Origin of the sequence: Chryseobacterium sp. BGARF1 (genome assembly GCF_001677955.1) — a bacterium.
Lineage (GTDB): Bacteria > Bacteroidota > Bacteroidia > Flavobacteriales > Weeksellaceae > Chryseobacterium.
Genome location: NZ_LELA01000001.1, coordinates 1 through 18,584, shown reverse-complemented (window position 1 = coordinate 18,584; position 18,584 = coordinate 1). Strand labels below are relative to the sequence as shown.

Genomic DNA, 18,584 nt, shown 5'->3' with positions numbered 1-18,584 from the left:
CAACCACAAAATTTTATAACAATTATCCTTAAATCTGTAACAGTCTTCAATCTATATTTTGGAAATTTGTAACATAAATTATGACTTATGCTACAAAAATATAATATCCTCGGAATGACCTGTTCTGGTTGTCAGAAAAAGATTTCAGAAAAACTGAACAGTGTAAACGGAATTTCAGCTGATGTCAATCTTGAAACCAGCTCTGTTGAAATCACTTCTGATGCAGAAATCAATCTGAATGAGTTGAATAAAGCACTTTCAGAAATTGGAAATTATAAATTAGAAGATCCCAATAAACCCGAAAACACTTTTGTAAAACCTCAAGACCGGGTTTCGCCTTCTTCCGTTTATTATTGTCCGATGGAATGTGAGGGCGATAAAGTATATTTTCAACAAGGAAAAAGATGTCCCGATTGCAATATGTACCTGGTTCCGATCGAGGAAAAATTAGCAAAAGATCCTGATCATAAACCAACGTATTCTTCTACCAACTTACCAGAAAATTTCAAAGACCATATCGGAAGCTTTTATTGTCCGATGTTCTGTGAAGGCGATAAAGTGTACGAAGAAAAAACAGATTGCCCGGTTTGTCACATGCATCTGGAAGAAATTACCGAAGATCTGGTTAAAAATTCAACTTCCCATTCACATCACCATCATCATGATTATCACGCTCATCAACAATACGAAGCACCAAAAGTTACGGATGATATGGCAGGAAAATACTACTGTCCGATGTTCTGTGAAGGTGACAAAACTTACGACAGCAATGTTGGTTGCCCGGTTTGCGGAATGGATTTGGTAAAATATCCTGAAAAAGGTGAAGAAGAAACTGATGATACTTATCTTATTTTAAAAAGAAAATTCATTATTTCTTTAGCTTTCACTATTCCCGTTTTTATTCTTTCAATGGGTGGAATGTTGATTGATTTTCCTTTTTCGCACAAGCTTCAGGGAATTCTTGAATTGATTTTAACCATTCCTGTTTTATTTTATTCCGGGTGGTTTATTATGAAAAGAGGTTGGGTTTCATTTAAAACATGGAACCTGAATATGTTCAGCTTAATTGCTTTAGGTGTAGCTGCTGCATTTATTTTCAGCATCGTTGCTTTAGCTTTTCCAGATTTACTTCCGCATGAAGTTAGAGGTCATAATCAAAAAGAACCTTTGTATTTTGAAGCAGTTTCCGTGATTATGACTCTTGTTATTTTAGGTCAGCTGATGGAAGCTTTAGCCCACAAAAAAACAGGAAATGCCATCAAAGAATTGATGAATCTTTCTCCTGATGAAGCCAATGTAATGGTAAATAATGAAGAAAAAAGAGTTCCGCTTTCTGAGGTGAAAATTGGAGATGTATTAAAAGTAAAACCAGGCGAAAAAATTCCTGTTGACGGAAAAATAATCGAAGGAAATTCTGTAGTTGACGAAAGTATGATTACCGGAGAACCCATTCCTGTTGAAAAAAACATTGATGATCAGGTAACTTCAGGAACAATCAACGGAAATCAGGTTTTTTTGATGAAAGCCGAAAAGGTAGGTGACGAAACTTTGCTTTCAAAGATTATAAAAATGGTGAACGATGCAAGCAGAAGCCGTGCTCCAATCCAGAAACTGACCGATAAAGTGGCTAAAGTTTTTGTTCCGACAGTTATTTTAGTTGCTGTTCTTACTTTTATTTTATGGCAATTTTTTGGTCCTGAAGGTCAGAAAACTTTATTTGCTTTTATTAATGCAGTTGCGGTTCTTATTGTCGCTTGTCCTTGCGCTTTAGGCTTGGCCACTCCAATGTCTTTGATGGTGGGAATTGGTAAAGGTGCTAAAAACGGAATTCTTATAAAAAATGCAGAAGCGCTTGAATTAATGCACAAAGTAAACGTTCTGATTACAGATAAAACAGGAACTTTAACCGAAGGAAAACCATCTTTAGAACATATTGAAACCATTAATAATTCTTCTGAAAATTTAATTTTAAAACTAGCTTATTCTTTAAATCAAAATTCAGAACATCCTTTATCAAGTGCTGTCATCAAGAAAGCAAAAGCCGATCATATTTCGGCCGAAAAAGTTGAAAAATTCGAAAATATTTCCGGTAAAGGCGTGAAAGGGATCATTAATGGTAAAACCGTTTATTTAGGAAACGAAAACCTTTTAGTTTCTAATGGAATTCAAATTCCGGAAAGTTTAAAATTAAAAGCGAAAGAAGTTCAGTCAAAAGCACACACGCTTTCTTATATTGCTCAGGAAAATGAAGCTTTAGGTTTCGTAAGTTTCAGCGATAAAATTAAAGAAAGTTCCAGAAAAGCTGTACAGCATTTAATGAATGAAGGGATCGAAGTAATTATGATGACTGGCGACAACGAAAATACCGCAAAAGCTGTTGCCGATGAATTAGGAATTAAAAATTACAAAGCAAGCTGTCTTCCGGAAGATAAATTGAATGAAGTGAAAAAACTTCAGGAACAGGGAAAAATCGTAGCCATGACCGGAGACGGAATTAACGATTCTCCTGCTTTAGCACAATCCAACGTCGGAATTGCTATGGGAACAGGAACCGATGTAGCGATAGAAACTGCAGAAATCACTTTACTGAAAGGGGATATTTTAGGAATTGCCAAAGCAAAAATTTTAAGCGAAAAACTCTTAAGAAACATCAAGGAAAACTTGTTCTTTGCTTTTATCTACAATGTTTTAGGAATCCCGGTTGCGGCAGGATTGTTATATCCATTTTTTGGAATTCTTTTATCACCAATGATTGCGGCAGCCGCAATGAGCCTTAGTTCTTTATCGGTGATCTTAAATTCATTACGACTGAATTCTGTAGATCTTGAAATTAAATAGAAAGATCAAAATGCAATGTTTTTATATTTGAGTAATCATTAAAAAGTTTATATTTGAAAATAAGCTTCAAACTCAGATTTAAAAACACTGCATTTTATATATGAAAAATTACACTTTTATATTTTTGTTGATCTTCTCTTTATATTCTTCACAAATTCAACGCTTTACCTACGAGTATGATTTTATTACAGACTCCACAAACAGAGCCGGTATAAAAAAAGAAATAATGCTTTTAGACATCCAAAATAGCGGTTCTAAATATTACAGTTACGATATTTTTGTGACAGATTCTATAATAAGTGCCGAATTGGAAAAGCAGGGAGATTCTGGAACTCCATGGGGAATTATAAAACCAAATAGTAATTTTAAAGGAAATATCCGAAGTAAAGTCAGTAAGGAATATCCCGATTACAAAACCTATTTGCACGCTTCTTTGAGTTCAGATTTTTATAAAATAGAAGAAACCGATAAACCCATTTGGAAAATACATTCTGACAAAATGAAGATTGGAAGTTATTCATCTCAAAAAGCAACCACTAAATACTTAGGAAGACAATGGACAGCTTGGTTTTGTACAGATTTACCTTTTCAAGATGGCCCATATAAATTCTATGGTTTACCAGGATTGATTATAAAATTAGAAGATAAATCTCAGACTCATGTGATGACTTTAATTGGAAATAAAATAGTTAAAGAGGCTGTAATTCAGAAAAAAAATGAAAATCATGCTTTTGGTCCGCAAAACGAAATTGCTGTAAATAATCAACAGTTTACCAAACTTTGGCAAGAGCATGTACGTGATCCAAATAAAATAACGAGACAAAAAATGCTAGCTTTAGGCAATGATGCACAAGGAAATTCTAATTTTAGTTTTATGGATGCGACAGGAAAAAAACTAGATCCCAATGAAGCAATGAGAAATAATGAAAAACAATTTAGAGAAAATTTAAAGAAAAGCAATAATAAATTAGATCTTGATCTTTATAGATATTAATTCCACATTATAATTAACATTCTGACAATCAAAAGATTTAATTTTAAAAACATCGTGATTTCTTATAAAAAGTAGTTGTAAAAAAACTTCTTAAAATTTCATTAAAAAGTGAAATTTTAAGAAAAAATGGCACTATCTTTGTTAACTAAAATCGTAAAATTTAACGATTTTTAACAATTTAATTCCCATTACTCTTTATGAAAAAAACTTTTGCGGAAAAGTCTGTAGGCAAGACTTTTCTAAGGATGATTACAGTGATGACTGTAACATCAACCCTATTTACAGGATGCAATCAAAAAACTGAAGTAAAAGAAGCTGAAAAAGTTCTTGCAAAACTGCCTCCCGTCGCAAAAGTCCCCAGAATAGATGATGAAAGTGTACCTACAGACAAAAGAGTAATTTACCTTACCTTCGACGACGGACCCAATCGTGGCACCGAAAATCTTTTAAAAATATTACACAAAAGAAATATCTCTGCGACTGCGTTTCTCGTGGGAAAACATGCAACAGACAGCAAAAAACAGAAAGAAGATCTCGAAATAATGAGAACTGACCGTTTGATTGAGCTTGCCAATCATAGCTATACTCATGCTCACAATAAATATTCAAATTTTTATAAAAATCCTGAAGCTGTTGTTAATGATTTTAATATTGCTAAAGACAGCTTAAAGCTCCCCGGAAAAATAGCAAGAACTCCCGGAAGAAATATCTGGAGGCTCAATAATATTAATGTTACCGATATTAAAAGCTCTACTGAAGCAGCAGATAGACTAAAAACCGCCGGTTATAAAGTAATCGGTTGGGATTTGGAATGGAAACCTACCAATAAAATGCATCTGAAAGGAAACCATCAGGAAATGCTTAAAAAAGTAGACAGTATTTTCTTTAATGACCTTGAAAAGACATCAAGACATTTGGTTTTCCTTACCCACGATCAGTATCTTACCGATGCAGACTCAATTATTGAGCTTGATTTATTTATTGAAAAACTACAAAAATCAAATCGTTTTGTTTTCAGAAAAATTTCTGCATATCCGAAAATTAATGAGATTTTAAATTAATATTTCTCTCACAGATTTTATAAATATTTTACAATAATAACTTTTAAAATTGAACCATTAAGAAAATTTAAGAAGTTAAGCATCATTAAGAAAAATCAAAGCTCAACTTAATATTCTTAACTCCTTAATAAAACCTTAATGGTTTAATTTTTTTTCAAATTCCTTAAAGTTTATTTTAAAATTCAGAAATTTGCAATTATGAGTATTCAGGAAAATTACAGAGATATAAAAAGCCGTCTTCCGGAAAATGTACAATTGGTAGCCGTTTCAAAAACGCATCCCGTTTCTTCTATTCAGGAGGTTTACGATTTGGGACAGAAAGTTTTTGGTGAAAATAAGGTTCAGGAATTAGTTGAAAAACATCCTCTCCTTCCAAAAGATATTCAATGGCATATCATCGGACATCTTCAGACCAATAAAGTGAAATATATTGCAGAATTTGTTGATACTATTCAAAGTGTAGATTCTGAAAAGGTTTTAAATGAAATCAACAAAGAAGCTGGAAAACACAACCGTAAGATAAAAGTTTTACTTCAGGTAAAAATTGCAGAAGAAGACACAAAATTCGGATTGGAAATTGAAGACGCAAAATCTTTATTCGAAAAATTCGTTAACGGGAAATTTGAAAATATTGAAATCACAGGTTTAATGGGAATGGCAACTTTTACAGAAGATGAAAATCAAATTAAAAAAGAGTTTTTAATACTAAAAAATCTCTTTGATGAACTAAGTCAAACTCAAAAATTAGAAACTTTATCAATGGGAATGAGTGATGATTTCCCGATTGCTATTGAGTGTGGAGCAAATTCTGTACGGGTAGGTTCTGCAATTTTTGGACGAAGAGACTACTCAATATAGACTTTTAGGAATGATATTTGCTAATACTCAAGCAAAAAATACCTAAATTTGCAACTATGCAAAAAATCCTTATTGTAGAAGACGAAAAAGCAATTTCCGGAGTACTTCACAGTATCCTTTCGGACGAACTAACTGACTATGAATTTGTCATTGCCGACGATGGCTTAGAAGGCTATAAACAAATAGAGAAAGAAGATTTCGCATTGGTGATTTCAGACATCAAAATGCCAAAACTTTCAGGAACTGAGCTTCTAAAGCAAAGTTTAGCTCTTAAACCCGAGACTACTTTTATTATGATTTCCGGGCATGCCGACATTGATTCTGCGGTTTCTTGCTTAAAGGACGGTGCATACGATTTTATTTCTAAACCAATTGATATCAACCGTTTGATAACAAGTGTGAAAAATGCTTTGGTGAAAGAAACATTAAAGAAAGAGAATAAAAATCTTCAGACCGAAAATAAAACCCTGAAAAAGAAAGTCAACAAAAAATACCAGATGATTGGTGAATCTGTTGCTTTAAAGAAAATTCAGGATATGATTGAAAAAGTAGCTGTTTCAGACGCTAGAGTTTTGATTACCGGGCCAAACGGAGCAGGAAAAGAATTAGTAGCTCATGCTATTCACAATTTAAGTGAAAGATCGAGAGGACCAATGGTGGAAGTAAACTGTGCAGCAATACCTTCTGAATTAATTGAATCTGAACTTTTTGGTCACGTAAAAGGATCGTTTACAGGAGCAATCAAAGATAAGCAGGGGAAATTTGAACAAGCGAACGGTGGAACCATTTTCTTAGATGAGATTGGAGACATGAGCTTAATTGCTCAGGCAAAAGTTTTGAGAGCATTGCAGGAAAGTAAAGTTTCTCCGGTAGGAAGCGACAAAGAAATCAAAGTTGATGTAAGAGTTTTGGCTGCAACCAATAAAAATATGCAGATAGAAATTGAAGCTGGAAGATTCAGAGAAGATTTGTATCACAGACTTTCTGTAATTGAAATTTATGTACCGCCTTTGGATGACAGAAAAGAAGATATCAGCCTTTTGGTGAGTCACTTTTCGGGAATGATTGCTGATGAGCACGGTACTGCATTGAAAAAGTTTGATGATTCTGCGATTGACGCACTAAAAGCCCTTTCATGGACCGGAAATATCAGAGAGCTGAGAAATGTTGTGGAAAGATTAATTATTCTTGGAGGAACTACGGTTTCCGAAGAGGATGTTGCAAGTTTTGTTAGAAAATAATTTAATGATTAATTAAAATAAATTATAAAAATTTGCAGTACCTATACTGCAAATTTTTTTTGAACTATTATGAGCTTTTTAAATAAAAATTACACGAAAGAAGCCTTAACGCTGGCTCTTCCGGTAATGCTTACGCAAGTTGGGCAGGTATCTGTCAACCTCTTTGATAATATCATTGTAGGAAAACTTTTAGGTGCAGACGCGTTGGCATCGGTTTCTTTGGGAAATGCTGTCTTTTTCTCGATGTTTGTTTTGGCACTTGGTTTTTCTTTTGCCATTCCGCCATTGGTTTCTGAGGCGCATTCTAAAAATGACCACAAAACAATTAATTCAGTTTTCAGTCACGGTTTTGTCATCAACATGACTGTAGGAATTATTCTGATGTTGATCTTATTTTTAGGATTACCATTACTCTATCACTCTGGTCAGCCGGCAAAAATTATTCCTGATACCGTAGATTTTTTATGGATTATGGCGATCAGCATTGTTCCGTTTATGGCATTTCAGACTTTGAGAGAGGTTTCTGAAGGTTTATCTTATACCATTGGAGTAACGAAAGCAACAATTATTGCCAACGTAATCAATATTGTGCTCAATTATGTATTGATTCAAGGAATTTGGATTTTCCCTGAAATGGGTGTAAAAGGTTCTGCTTTAGCGAGTTTAATTGCCAGAATCTTCATGGTTGTTTTTCTTTATTTTGTTTTAATGAAAGAACCAAAAACCAAACAGTACATCAAAGATTTTTCATTAAAAATGCAGGTTTTTTCTAAGAAAATGTTCGAAAAAATGGTAAGATTAGGTTTCCCGACTGCATTACAGATGTTTTTTGAAGTAACAGCTTTTGCAGGAGCAGCGTTTATCTGCGGATTAATTTCATCTCACGATATTGCTTCACACCAGATTGCTTTAAGTATGGCATCATTTACCTTTAATTTATGTATTGGTTTTAGTGTAGCTTCAACCGTAATGATCGGTAGAAAATTAGGTGAACAAAATTTTGTGGAATTAAGAAAAATAGGAATCAATAACTTAAAAATTGCATTTCTTTTTATGTGTTTTTGTGGAGTTATATTTATTTTAGGAAGAAATATTCTGCCTACATTTTTCACAAAACCAGAAGAAGTAGAAGTAATCATGTTAGCTTCAAAGCTTATGATCATCGCTGCATTATTCCAGCTTTCTGATGGAATTCAAGTGACAGCTTTGGGAATGCTTAGAGGTTTACAGGATGTGAAAATTCCATCAATCATTACATTTATTGCTTATTGGCTGATTACAATTCCTTTAGGATATTTCCTTTGTGTAACCCTGGAAATGGGCGCTTTCGGAATGTGGATAGCACTTGGATTAGGATTAACGATTTCTGCATTTATGTTGGTAAAACGTTTTCTCGATATGTCTGCACGAAGAATTAAAGCAAACAAAATATAATATTGAAAGCGATCTTTGGATCGCTTTCAATATTATATTTAGATCTAAAAATAATTATGGACTTAACAATTGATGAAATTAGAAATAGTGCTTTAAATTGTGATTTCAACATTTCGAGATTAAAAATAATTATTGATGGAGTTAATAACGCTATCAAAAATCTTTATAACGAAGAATTAGCAATTGATTGGTGGGAAAGTTTGGATGAGAAAAAAGAATATGAAGCTATTTGTCGATTAGCAATTCTAGCATTTGAAAACTACATTGAATCTACTATTAATTCTTTTTCAGAAGAATATCTTTCCAAATTCGATAATCCCAATTTAAATATTGATTTGATAATTGTTTTGGCAAATCTCATTACGTCAAAAACAGATAACCATGATGAATCTTTAAGAAAATTTAATTTAGATATAAACAATTATCCTATTTATAATGGAATTATTCTTTTAAACAAAGACAAAAATTTAAATGAAATTATTGATATCCTTATTAAATGGAGAATCGACCTAATACATTTTGTTTATCCTCAATGAAAATAATACTAGAAACCAATCGTCTTTTACTTAGAGAATTTGAAACCGATGATGCAGAAAGTTTTTATGAATTAAATTTAAATCCAAACGTTATAAAATATACCGGAAATTCTGCTTTTAAAGATATTGATGAAGCTAAAGCCTTTCTGGAAAATTATTCCGATTACCAAAGAAATGGTTTTGGAAGATGGTCAGTTGTCGATAAGTCAACTAAAATATTTTTTGGTTGGTGCGGATTAAAATATGATGAAAATCTAAATGAAACAAATATTGGTTTCCGTTTTTTTGAACATTTCTGGAATCAGGGACTTGCTACAGAAAGTGCAAAAGCCTGCATCGATTATGGTTTTGAAAAATTAAATTTAAAAACAATTGTAGGAAGAGCAATGAAAGAAAATACAGCATCCATTAAAGTTTTAGAAAAAATTGGACTTCAATATGAAAAAGGCTTCGATTTTGATGGGCAAGAAGGTGTGATTCATACAATTAAAAATAAAATGATAAGATAAATATGGAAAATATAGTCATTGAAAAAATTATGATTGACGATACTGAAAAGCTTCAGCGCATCGCGAAAAAGACTTTTTTCGAAACCTTTTCGCCCTATAACAGTGCAGAAAACATGGAAAAATATCTTAACGAGAAATTTTCTGAAGAAAAACTGCTGTCAGAACTTAAAAATAAAGATTCTGAATTTTTCTTTGCTATCTATCTTGGTGATGTTGTCGGCTATTTGAAAGTCAATTCAGGAGATGCACAAACCGAATTACAAGATAAAAACTCCCTTGAAGTTGAAAGAATCTATGTTTTAAAAGACTATCACGGTCAGAAAGTTGGGCAGATTTTATACGACAAAGCATTGTATATTGCACAAAGTAAAAACTTACAATACGTTTGGTTAGGCGTTTGGGAAGAAAATCACAGAGCCGTTCAGTTTTATAAAAAGAATGGTTTCGTAGAATTTGACAAACATATTTTTAAGTTTGGAGATGAAGAACAGACGGATTTGATGATGAGAAAAGAGCTGTAATTATCAAATAGCTTTTTACTCAAAATTAATCGTAAAGAAATGCTTCCTGTAATGAATATTAAAAAAGCTAAGTAACCAATTTTAAAAAGCAAGCCTGCTTTTTCTAAAAGCTCCTGTGGATTTATGTAAATCGACGGGAGCTTTTGGTATAATCCTGTCGAGGAGTTTAAAATAAAGCATTTATCTACTCAATATTGAGTGTAATAACAATAATAGAGAAATTATATTTTAAAACTTAACCAATTCTCTTTCCCAATATTTTCAAACTACGCTCCACTCCATCCAAAACAGCTACATTCGGTAAAATCCCCCAATCTTCAAACCCGAAATGCTGGAAGAGTTTTATGCTTGGCTCGTTGTGCAGAAATATAAAGCCCAACAAAGTTTTTACTCCAAATTTTCCGGCATTATCGATACAATATTGCAAGGTTGTTTTACCATAGCCTTTTCCACGGAAATGTTCATCCATATAAATACTGATCTCAACAGTGCTATTATAAGCCGGTCTGCCATAAAATGATGAAAAACTTACCCATCCCACCATCTTATTTTCAGGGTCCTTAATTACCCAGAGCGGTCTTTTTTCAGGAGTGTGTTCATAAAACCATTCATTACGGCTTTCCACAGAAATAGGTTCTGTATCTGCAGTGATCATTCTTGATCCTATGGTTGAGTTGTAAATTTCAACGATCTTTTCTAAGTCTTCTAATTTCGCATCTCTGAACTTCAGTTCATCCATTTTATAATAGAATTTCCACAAAGATACTGGAAGATTTAATTGGAAGTTTAATTACAATGTCTTTTTCTTTTCATAACCATTTATGGCTTTGGTAAGACTTTTTACAGTTGTTCCCAAATAAGAAGCCATGTCTTCTTTTGAAATTTTCATTTCTTTTGCTTTTAAATCGAGAAGTTGAGACAGTGTATGTTCTGTAGCGTGAAGTTGCTGATAAGATGATCGATTTGAGGTGTTCGCAATACGTTCTGCAAAAACATCTAACAGTAAATTGTTTAAATTAAGATCACTTTTAATCAACGATTGGAAATACGGAATCGTTATCGTAAATACAGTAACCTCGGTAATCGCTTCAATACTGCAAATACACGGAACATTCTTCATCATTTCTATTTCACCAAGAATCTCTCCTTTTCCCAAAAACTCAACAATATATTCCTCGTTATTTTTTTCAGTAAAAAAGCATTTGGTAATTCCACTTTTAATGAGCATTATTTTGTCGGCAATTTCATTCTGCGTCAATAGTTTTTCGTCTTTTTCGAAGGATTCTAAAATAATATTTCCTTTATGTTCCTGGTTATGAAAAAGTATCTCAAGATAATTTAGAAATGGTTGGTTCGTTCTTAACATTATTTTTTAGTTCAGATAGATACCTTTCGGAATCTATTATTTATACTCATTTTTATGCGCAGAAAATTACAAAAACTAAAATGAATAGAATATAAATTATTCAAATTAAATCCATAAAAAAACTCGCTACAAAGAACGAGTTTTAAGTATAATTATTTCTTCAAACATTTTTCCAGGAACTGATCCTGTTCCCAAAGCAAATGCAGAATATTTTCTTTGGCAGCATAGCCGTGAGATTCTTTTGGAAGAAGAACCATTTTTACAGGAGCTCCGAGATTTTTCAAAGCCTGAAAATATCTTTCGGTCTGTAAAGTAAAAGTTCCCGGATTGTTATCGGCATCACCATGCACCAATAACATTGGCGTTTTCATTTTATCAGCATTCATAAATGGTGACATTGTGTTGTAAATTTCCGGAACATCCCAATAGTTTCTCTGCTCACTTTGGAAACCAAAAGGTGTCAACGTTCTGTTATACGCTCCACTTCTTGCAATTCCACACGCATAATCTTTAGAATGTGTTAAAAGATTCGCCGTCATAAAAGCTCCGTAAGAATGTCCTCCAACTGCAACTTTTGTTCTGTCGATATACCCTAACTGATCTACCGCATCAATCGCAGCTTTTCCGTTGGCAACCAACTGTGGAATGAAAGTATCATTCGGCTCTGTTTTTCCTTCTCCGATAATTGGGAATGCCGCATCATCAAGTACAGCATATCCCTTCGCCGTCCAATACACAAAAGAACCGTAATATGGGAATGTAAAATCGTTCGGGTTTTGAGTATTTTGTCCTGCTGTATTTTTGTCTTTATATTCTGTAGGATAAGCCCAAATTAATAGTGGAAGCTTTTCTTTTTTAGATTTTCTATCGTAGTTTGCCGGTAAATAAAGTGTTCCTGTTAAAGTAACGCCGTCGTTTCTTTTGTAGGTAATTACTTCTTTGTAAACATCTTTAATGCTTTCAAAAGGATTGGCAAAATTGGTTACCGCTTCCGATTTATTAGATTTAATATTTTTCTTAAAATAATTCGGATACTGACTTGCCGACTGCTGAATCGTCAATACTTCTCCTTTTTTAGGATCAATAATATCGATGATTTCCTCTTTGGCATTTTTAAGATTTGAGGTATAGAGTCTTTTCTTTTTCAAAGACTTCATATCCATTTCATCGATGAAAGGATGTTGCCCATCTTTTGTAAATCCGTCTCCTATCAGATAAGATTTTTCACCTTTCATATCTACAACATATCTTCCGAAATCATTTTTTGTAGTATTAAAGCTTCCGGGATCGCTGTAGACATCCTGATAATTTCTATCTTCTATTACTTCAGATTTACCTGTATTTAAGTCAACTAAATAAGATTTTGTGTTTCTTGTATCGTACCAGCTTTCACCAACGATAGCATAGTGATTGTTTGTCCAGCTTACGCCACCATATCTTTGTTTTGTTTTAAAGAAAGATTTAGACTGAGCTGTAAATGGAGCTTCCCAAGTGAAAACTTCATCTCTGAAATCAACAGTTTTCGACTGATCTCCTCCATCCAGAGCTTCGGCGTAAACCAAAGTTGCAGGTTGATCGGCTCTCCATCCCATATCTCTTTTTCCGGTTCTTACAGATGAAAATCCTTTCGGCATAATTTCATTTAAAGGAACTTCATTCACCACTTTTACGATACTTCCTTTTGCATCATAAACCGTAGTGGTCATTGGGAATCTGCTTAACGGAACGATGTATGAAAAAGGTTTTTTAATCGTTGTTACCATTATATAATTTCCATCAGGAGAATAACTTAGAGTCCAAAAAATATCTTTGTCTTTAAACTTTTTAAGATTGCCATTTAAATCTACATGATACAATTCTGAATAGGTAAGCGTTTCAAAATTCTTTTCATCCTGCGGATTTTTAAGCAAATCCTGATATGTTCTGTTTTGAGAAACTTTTCCATCTGCTGTTGAAACAATTGGTCCTGTTGGAAGATCTTTTGAAGAATCAATCAATTGTGATCTGTTTTCAGGTATAACTTTAATCAAAAAACTTTGGGAGTCTTTCATCCAAACAAACGGATAATGTAAGTTTGCATTAAGATTATCTTTTGTAATCTTTTTTGCCACTACTGTTTCCAAATCAACTACCCAAAGCTCAACTCCTTTATCCGTAGTGTTAGTAAATGCTAATTTCTTTTCGTCTGGAGAAAAAGAAGTATTGGTAATTTTCGGATTTTGCGGAAGACCTTTTACCTGAACCTCCGTTTTATCGTTCATTTTACGTACTTTAAGATTATTAGAATACGTTACCGTGCTTGAAATATTAGTTATTGGATTAATTCTTAATCCTCCCAATTTCATTTCCTGTTGATTGAGGTCGTCTAATGTTTTATACGTTGGTCGGTACACAAAAACAACCCAATCTTTTTTAGAATTGGTCAAAACACTTGGCGGTCGGTCGTAATCTGCAAGCTTTAAAATTTCTGCAGACGGTTTCTGATACGAGATATTTTCCTGAGCTTCATAGAAATTAAGAAACGCAAGAAGACAGATGGTCAATTTGATCTTCATTATCTTTTTGATTTTTCACGAATTTAATGAAAAGTAATTAATTTTTGGCCGTTAGTACTTTGCAATAATTCCAAAAGGTTGGAAATTTAATTATGACAAACTATTTTTAAGAATATCAGAAACTTTTTCAATCTCTTCTATCGTATTAAAATAATGGGGTGAAAGTCTTACTGCGCCATCAACTTTTTTATCAGTAAAATCAATCAATGCAGAATGTTTGTAACTTGCCGAAAAGAAAACATTATGTTCTCTCAAAACTTTCTGAATATTTTCCAGATCATTATCCGGTCCGCAGAAAGTTACAATGCTACTTAAGTTTTTTCCAATATCTAAAACTTTAAAACCACTGTTTTCAAGATTCGCTCTAAGCGTTTCAGCTAATTTTATGTTATAATTTCCAATAGTATTTAAACCAATAGTATTGGCATATTTTACAGCCTCCATCATCCCTAAAACTGCGGCGTAAGAAACTTCCCAATGTTCAAATCTTTTAGCTGTTTCAAACAATTTGTAATCATCGTATTCCGACCAATGTGCGCCTCTCATATCCAATAAAATCGGAGCAAAATCTTGCTCTAAAACTCTGTGTGAAACATATAAAAATCCACTTCCTCTTGGTCCTCTCATAAATTTCCTTCCGGTTGCCGTTAAAAAATCACAACCAATTTTATTGACATCAACAACCATTTGCCCAACCGATTGACAACAATCTACTAAATATAAAATATGATATTGTCGACAGACTTTTCCTACCGCTTCAATGTTCTGAATCAATCCTGAATTGGTCGGAATATGAGTTACCGCAACCAGTTTTGGGTGATGTTGTTTAATTAAATTTTCAAGATCTTCTAAATCAAGTTCATTATCCTTTAGTTTCTTAATTCGGATAATCTTTACATTTAATTTTTTCTGAAGTGAAATAAATGTAATCTGATTGGAAATATAATCATCAACTGTAGTAATAACTGTATCTCCTTCTTTAAAAATAATACTCGAAAGAGCTTTAGAAAATGCTTCTGTAGCACTTGTCATAAAAGCAATATTTGAAGGTTTACAATTGATGAGTTTTGCAGTTTCAATATAGAAATTCTCAAGCAGTTCTGCATTTCTATTGGCCACTTCATAACCTCCCAACTGTTCTTCCTGTTGCAGATAATCGATCATTGAATCTACGACAATATTTGGCATTAACGAAGAACCAGCATTGTTGAAGAATAATTTTCCGTCTGATAAACCTCTTATTTCCTGTCTTATTTTATCTGTATTCATTTTTTACATTTAATTTTGAATGGTTTTGCTGTAATTTATTTAGGCTTCTTATTCACAGAGTTTGTTATTCCGTAGGAATCTAGATCTATTTTTAATGACAACATCATGTTTACTTTTTCTTCTAATTAGACACGATAATTTTATACAAAAAATCCCGAATTTGAAGTATCGGGATTTATTTATTTTAAAAATGATTTCTTTTAATCTAAAACACTCCAGCCTCTTTTCGGATTGGTGTTTGAAGAAACCTCCTGCTCATTAACAATGATATTTTCTTTTCTCTGTCCGATATAATCTAGTTCGCTCAGTTTTGCAAAAATAGTTTCCAGACTTCTCAACATCTGACTAATGTATAAAAGCGGTTCACCGGAATTGTGATGATCATAATTCGTTTCCGCAACAGTAGAAAGCTGATTTAATAAAGTATGTGGCGCGATTTCGCTCCATTCTAAACTATAATTCAGCATCTCTTCCAATTCTCCCGGAACTAAGATCTGCGTTGAATTGTACATTCTTAAAGCTAATGTAGCAAAAGTTTCGATCAAAAAAACCGGTGGTTGATACGGAATAATATTTCTGAACTGAAAATAAATATCTCCAAAAGTATTTACCAGCACATTACACAAAGCTTTTACATTCAGTGCTAAAGATGTATTCTGGTTTTTGTGCGAAGCTTTTTGAATGATTTTAAATGCGTATTGCTGTAAATTTCCAATAGATTTTGCATATCCGTTGTAATAATCAATTAAAACCGGATGACTCTGAATCGAGGTACATGGCGGAATAAAATTGGTGTTTACCTGCGCAATATTACCTTTAAAATCTACTTTTCCAACCACCAAATAATTTCCTCCCGAATGATTATTGTTTAATGAACTTATTGGAAGCAATTCGATATGATAATTAGCCTGCGCATTCGGGTGTCGTGGCGGGATTTCTTCAGGGTCAATATCACCAAAAGGCACTTTATCAAAAGGATTTACAGATATTAAAATATAATATTCTCCATCCATTTGGTTTTCGTCGATGTTGAGAGATTTAGCTAAAGATTTTACACTCACTCTCCTATCTTTCAGTTCTAGTCTATATCCTGCTAAAGTTACGGCACTACAATTTTTGATAAACAATTGTACATCATTGGTTGCCGTATTATGAACATCAAAAATAGTTTTATCTGTAAATTCATTAGACAAAGGCAACAAACCATAATTATAATTGGTAATGGCAAGAGAATTTGCATCTCTTATGGTATCTATTAAAAAATTATCCTGATCGTTGAGATGTCTCTGCGAAACTTTCATTCCATCAACCCAGTTGATAGCAAAATGTTTTATGGGCTGTATCATATTGTCGTATTTTTATTGGTGTAATCTTGATTTTATTTTTTTCCTTCTTCTTCGTGCTGAATAACTCTTTTGCAAATCACCACTTCATTTTCTGAAATGGTATTTGTCGTAATATCCTGGTCGAAATCGATGTATTTTCTAAAACTGAAAAATGATTTTTTAGTATAAAATATCCAGTAATAAGATTCTCTTTGCTCATCTGTCAGATGAATGATAGATCTCGGGTTTTTATGATTGTAATCGTCAACAACACGGAAAAACCAGTCTCCAAACGTTACGCCGGTTGGTAAAGTTTTAGCTTTAATTCTAAAACGGTTCGCATCTTCAAGATTTTTGCTCAATTCAACATTTAAAACCATTAAACGGTCGAAATCTGCTCCGTCAAAATCGGGAGGTTTCTGATCAGGAGAATATTTCCATGTTTTATAAATATCTACCGGAATACTGATTAACATGATATAGCAGTAGTAAAAAACCATTGGTACAAAAAATATCAAAACACTGGTTGCTGACATTACAGGATAGCCTGCTCCTTTACTTATCCATTCGAAAATTATTACAAAAAGATAAGCTCCCACAAGAGCACAGGTTATGGATAATACAGATTCGAAAAGAATGCTTGTTGTTTGAGATTTAAAATATTTTCTGAAAAAATTATGCATTAAATTCACATGAATAATTCCGAAAATAAGATAAATTATCTGTGAAATAAGGTACCAATACGGATTAAACGAATTTCCTGAGAAACCGAAAAAACCAGGCAATGCAAGACACAGACTGCATAAAAGCACATAAATAATGATGACCTTTATTTTTATGGCAGGCTGGCTTTTTCTGATGAATCCTAAAACAACCATCATGATGACCGCAATAAGCGGGACCAAAATATATCTAAAAAATATACCTTTTACTGAAGAAACTTCCATTGATTTCTATTAATATTTAGTTTGATTGATGAATTGTAAATATAATAAAATATTTTACAGGAAAGTAGAATAACCGAGCCTGTTTGCATTTCTTTGGTCGTCTTCCAACACAAAAGAATAGTCTTTTTTTTCTGTAATAAAATTTTCTTCAATATCTACAGAAACTGGAAGACAATAATCGTACAAAGCTTGCAAAACTTTTCTGAAAGGATGCCCCGGAATATAATTTTTCATCTCGTCATAAGGGATTGGTCCTATATTTACGATCCAGTTTCTTGCACCATCCATATGTTTTCCGCTAGCAATATAAGTGACTCCCAACCTTGAATTTCCCAGAAGAATAGACGAATCCTCTTCTTTCATTCTGTCGATTTCGTTGGGGGTAAAAGTAATTTCTACAGGAACTTTCAAAAAAGCGGTCATACAACGCTCAAACCATTTTTTATCGCCTCTGATGTTGTGAAAAAACGGTAAAACATGAAGAAAAATGTAGGCATTTTGCTTATCAAGCATTTTAATAATTGGCCAAAGCTCGCTGAAAATGTGGAGAAGCGAATCTGTATCACTCGCCAAATCAAAATCGTATTCTTTCAGCAAAGCGCTGATTTCTGTAAAAAAGATTTCTAACTCAAAAGGTCTGAAAAACTTTCTAGCATCCTCTTCTACTCTTTTCTGTTTACGGATCTCTTTTACAACACTTTCTACATTTTTTCGTGAAGTATTAAGTGACGGTGGATGAAAAATACCTTCCGGAAGATAGTCGTAAATGCCTTCGCGATACGTTTTAATGTTGAGAACTTCCTCATCAAAACCTAAATAATGACTTGAAATACTTTTAATATCTTTAAGATAAGCTCTGTCATTTATTCCTATTCTTTCAATAAAAATATTGCTTACAGATCTATGATATTTAAGGAGATTTACAGCAACTGCTTCAGCCTTAAAATCTGTCTGCAGCTTATTATAAATCATATCTATGGTGCTGTTGTCGTACATATTTTTTTTCTGTGATCATGTTTGGTATCGTAAAGATAAAATATCTCTTTATATTGAAAAAGCATTTATCTCAAATTTTCATATTTAAAGATGTAATTTAATCTAATTTATTGATTTTCTAGTGTATTAATCTT

Annotated in this window: 16 protein-coding genes; 9 read left to right on the top strand and 7 right to left on the bottom strand. The window is 32.9% G+C overall.

The genetic code is table 11. The annotated features are described in order from the left end of the window. Window positions 1–87 precede the first annotated feature (87 nt). The 9 genes from AB671_RS00080 to AB671_RS00040 all read left to right on the top strand — a co-directional run bounded on the left by AB671_RS00080 (window position 88) and on the right by AB671_RS00040 (window position 9,992). Complete coding sequence (locus AB671_RS00080; RefSeq protein WP_066680488.1) at window positions 88–2,838, top strand: heavy metal translocating P-type ATPase; 2,751 nt, start codon at window positions 88–90, stop codon at window positions 2,836–2,838. 100 nt (window positions 2,839–2,938) lie between these two features. Continuing rightward, the gene (locus AB671_RS00075) at window positions 2,939–3,832 is read left to right on the top strand and encodes a GLPGLI family protein (RefSeq protein WP_066680490.1); all 894 of its coding nucleotides are present in this window, start codon (window positions 2,939–2,941) and stop codon (window positions 3,830–3,832) included. Window positions 3,833–4,029: 197 nt separating this feature from the next. Further along, the gene (locus AB671_RS00070; protein WP_066680492.1) at window positions 4,030–4,893 is read left to right on the top strand and encodes a polysaccharide deacetylase family protein; all 864 of its coding nucleotides are present in this window, start codon (window positions 4,030–4,032) and stop codon (window positions 4,891–4,893) included. Window positions 4,894–5,091: 198 nt separating this feature from the next. Further along, the gene (locus AB671_RS00065) at window positions 5,092–5,751 is read left to right on the top strand and encodes a YggS family pyridoxal phosphate-dependent enzyme (protein ID WP_066676667.1); all 660 of its coding nucleotides are present in this window, start codon (window positions 5,092–5,094) and stop codon (window positions 5,749–5,751) included. Window positions 5,752–5,807: 56 nt separating this feature from the next. Next, window positions 5,808–6,992 carry a sigma-54-dependent transcriptional regulator gene (locus tag AB671_RS00060; RefSeq protein WP_066676665.1) on the top strand — a complete coding sequence of 395 codons (1,185 nt, stop codon included), beginning with the start codon at window positions 5,808–5,810 and terminating at the stop codon, window positions 6,990–6,992. 69 nt (window positions 6,993–7,061) lie between these two features. Then, a complete protein-coding gene (locus AB671_RS00055) occupies window positions 7,062–8,426 on the top strand; it encodes an MATE family efflux transporter (protein ID WP_066676663.1) in 1,365 nt (454 codons plus the stop codon). Between the two features lie 56 nt (window positions 8,427–8,482). Then, entirely contained in the window at window positions 8,483–8,962 is a 480-nt protein-coding gene (locus tag AB671_RS00050) for a hypothetical protein (RefSeq protein WP_066676661.1), read from the top strand. Beyond that, entirely contained in the window at window positions 8,959–9,471 is a 513-nt protein-coding gene (locus tag AB671_RS00045; RefSeq protein ID WP_066676659.1) for a GNAT family N-acetyltransferase, read from the top strand. Before AB671_RS00050 ends, AB671_RS00045 begins: the two co-directional genes overlap by 4 nt. 2 nt (window positions 9,472–9,473) lie before the next feature. Beyond that, window positions 9,474–9,992, top strand: a complete 519-nt coding sequence (locus tag AB671_RS00040; protein ID WP_066676657.1) for a GNAT family N-acetyltransferase — start codon at window positions 9,474–9,476, stop codon at window positions 9,990–9,992. Between the two features lie 235 nt (window positions 9,993–10,227). On the opposite strand, the gene AB671_RS00035 is transcribed toward AB671_RS00040, so the two are convergent. The 7 genes from AB671_RS00035 to AB671_RS00005 form a co-directional block, all read right to left on the bottom strand. Continuing rightward, a complete protein-coding gene (locus tag AB671_RS00035; RefSeq protein ID WP_185114072.1) occupies window positions 10,228–10,731 on the bottom strand; it encodes a GNAT family N-acetyltransferase in 504 nt (167 codons plus the stop codon). Between the two features lie 51 nt (window positions 10,732–10,782). Further along, window positions 10,783–11,358, bottom strand: coding sequence for a Crp/Fnr family transcriptional regulator (locus AB671_RS00030; RefSeq protein ID WP_066676656.1), 576 nt, complete (start codon window positions 11,356–11,358; stop codon window positions 10,783–10,785). 152 nt (window positions 11,359–11,510) lie between these two features. Beyond that, window positions 11,511–13,913, bottom strand: a complete 2,403-nt coding sequence (locus tag AB671_RS00025; RefSeq protein WP_066676652.1) for an alpha/beta hydrolase family protein — start codon at window positions 13,911–13,913, stop codon at window positions 11,511–11,513. A 90-nt stretch (window positions 13,914–14,003) separates the two neighbouring features. Beyond that, complete coding sequence (locus AB671_RS00020; RefSeq protein WP_066676650.1) at window positions 14,004–15,182, bottom strand: aminotransferase class V-fold PLP-dependent enzyme; 1,179 nt, start codon at window positions 15,180–15,182, stop codon at window positions 14,004–14,006. 200 nt (window positions 15,183–15,382) lie between these two features. Further along, complete coding sequence (locus AB671_RS00015; RefSeq protein ID WP_066676648.1) at window positions 15,383–16,528, bottom strand: hypothetical protein; 1,146 nt, start codon at window positions 16,526–16,528, stop codon at window positions 15,383–15,385. A 32-nt stretch (window positions 16,529–16,560) separates the two neighbouring features. Beyond that, a complete protein-coding gene (locus AB671_RS00010) occupies window positions 16,561–17,454 on the bottom strand; it encodes a TssN family type VI secretion system protein (protein WP_066676646.1) in 894 nt (297 codons plus the stop codon). 54 nt (window positions 17,455–17,508) lie between these two features. Next, the gene (locus tag AB671_RS00005; protein WP_066676644.1) at window positions 17,509–18,450 is read right to left on the bottom strand and encodes a type VI secretion system baseplate subunit TssG; all 942 of its coding nucleotides are present in this window, start codon (window positions 18,448–18,450) and stop codon (window positions 17,509–17,511) included. Between the last annotated feature and the right edge of the window lie 134 nt (window positions 18,451–18,584).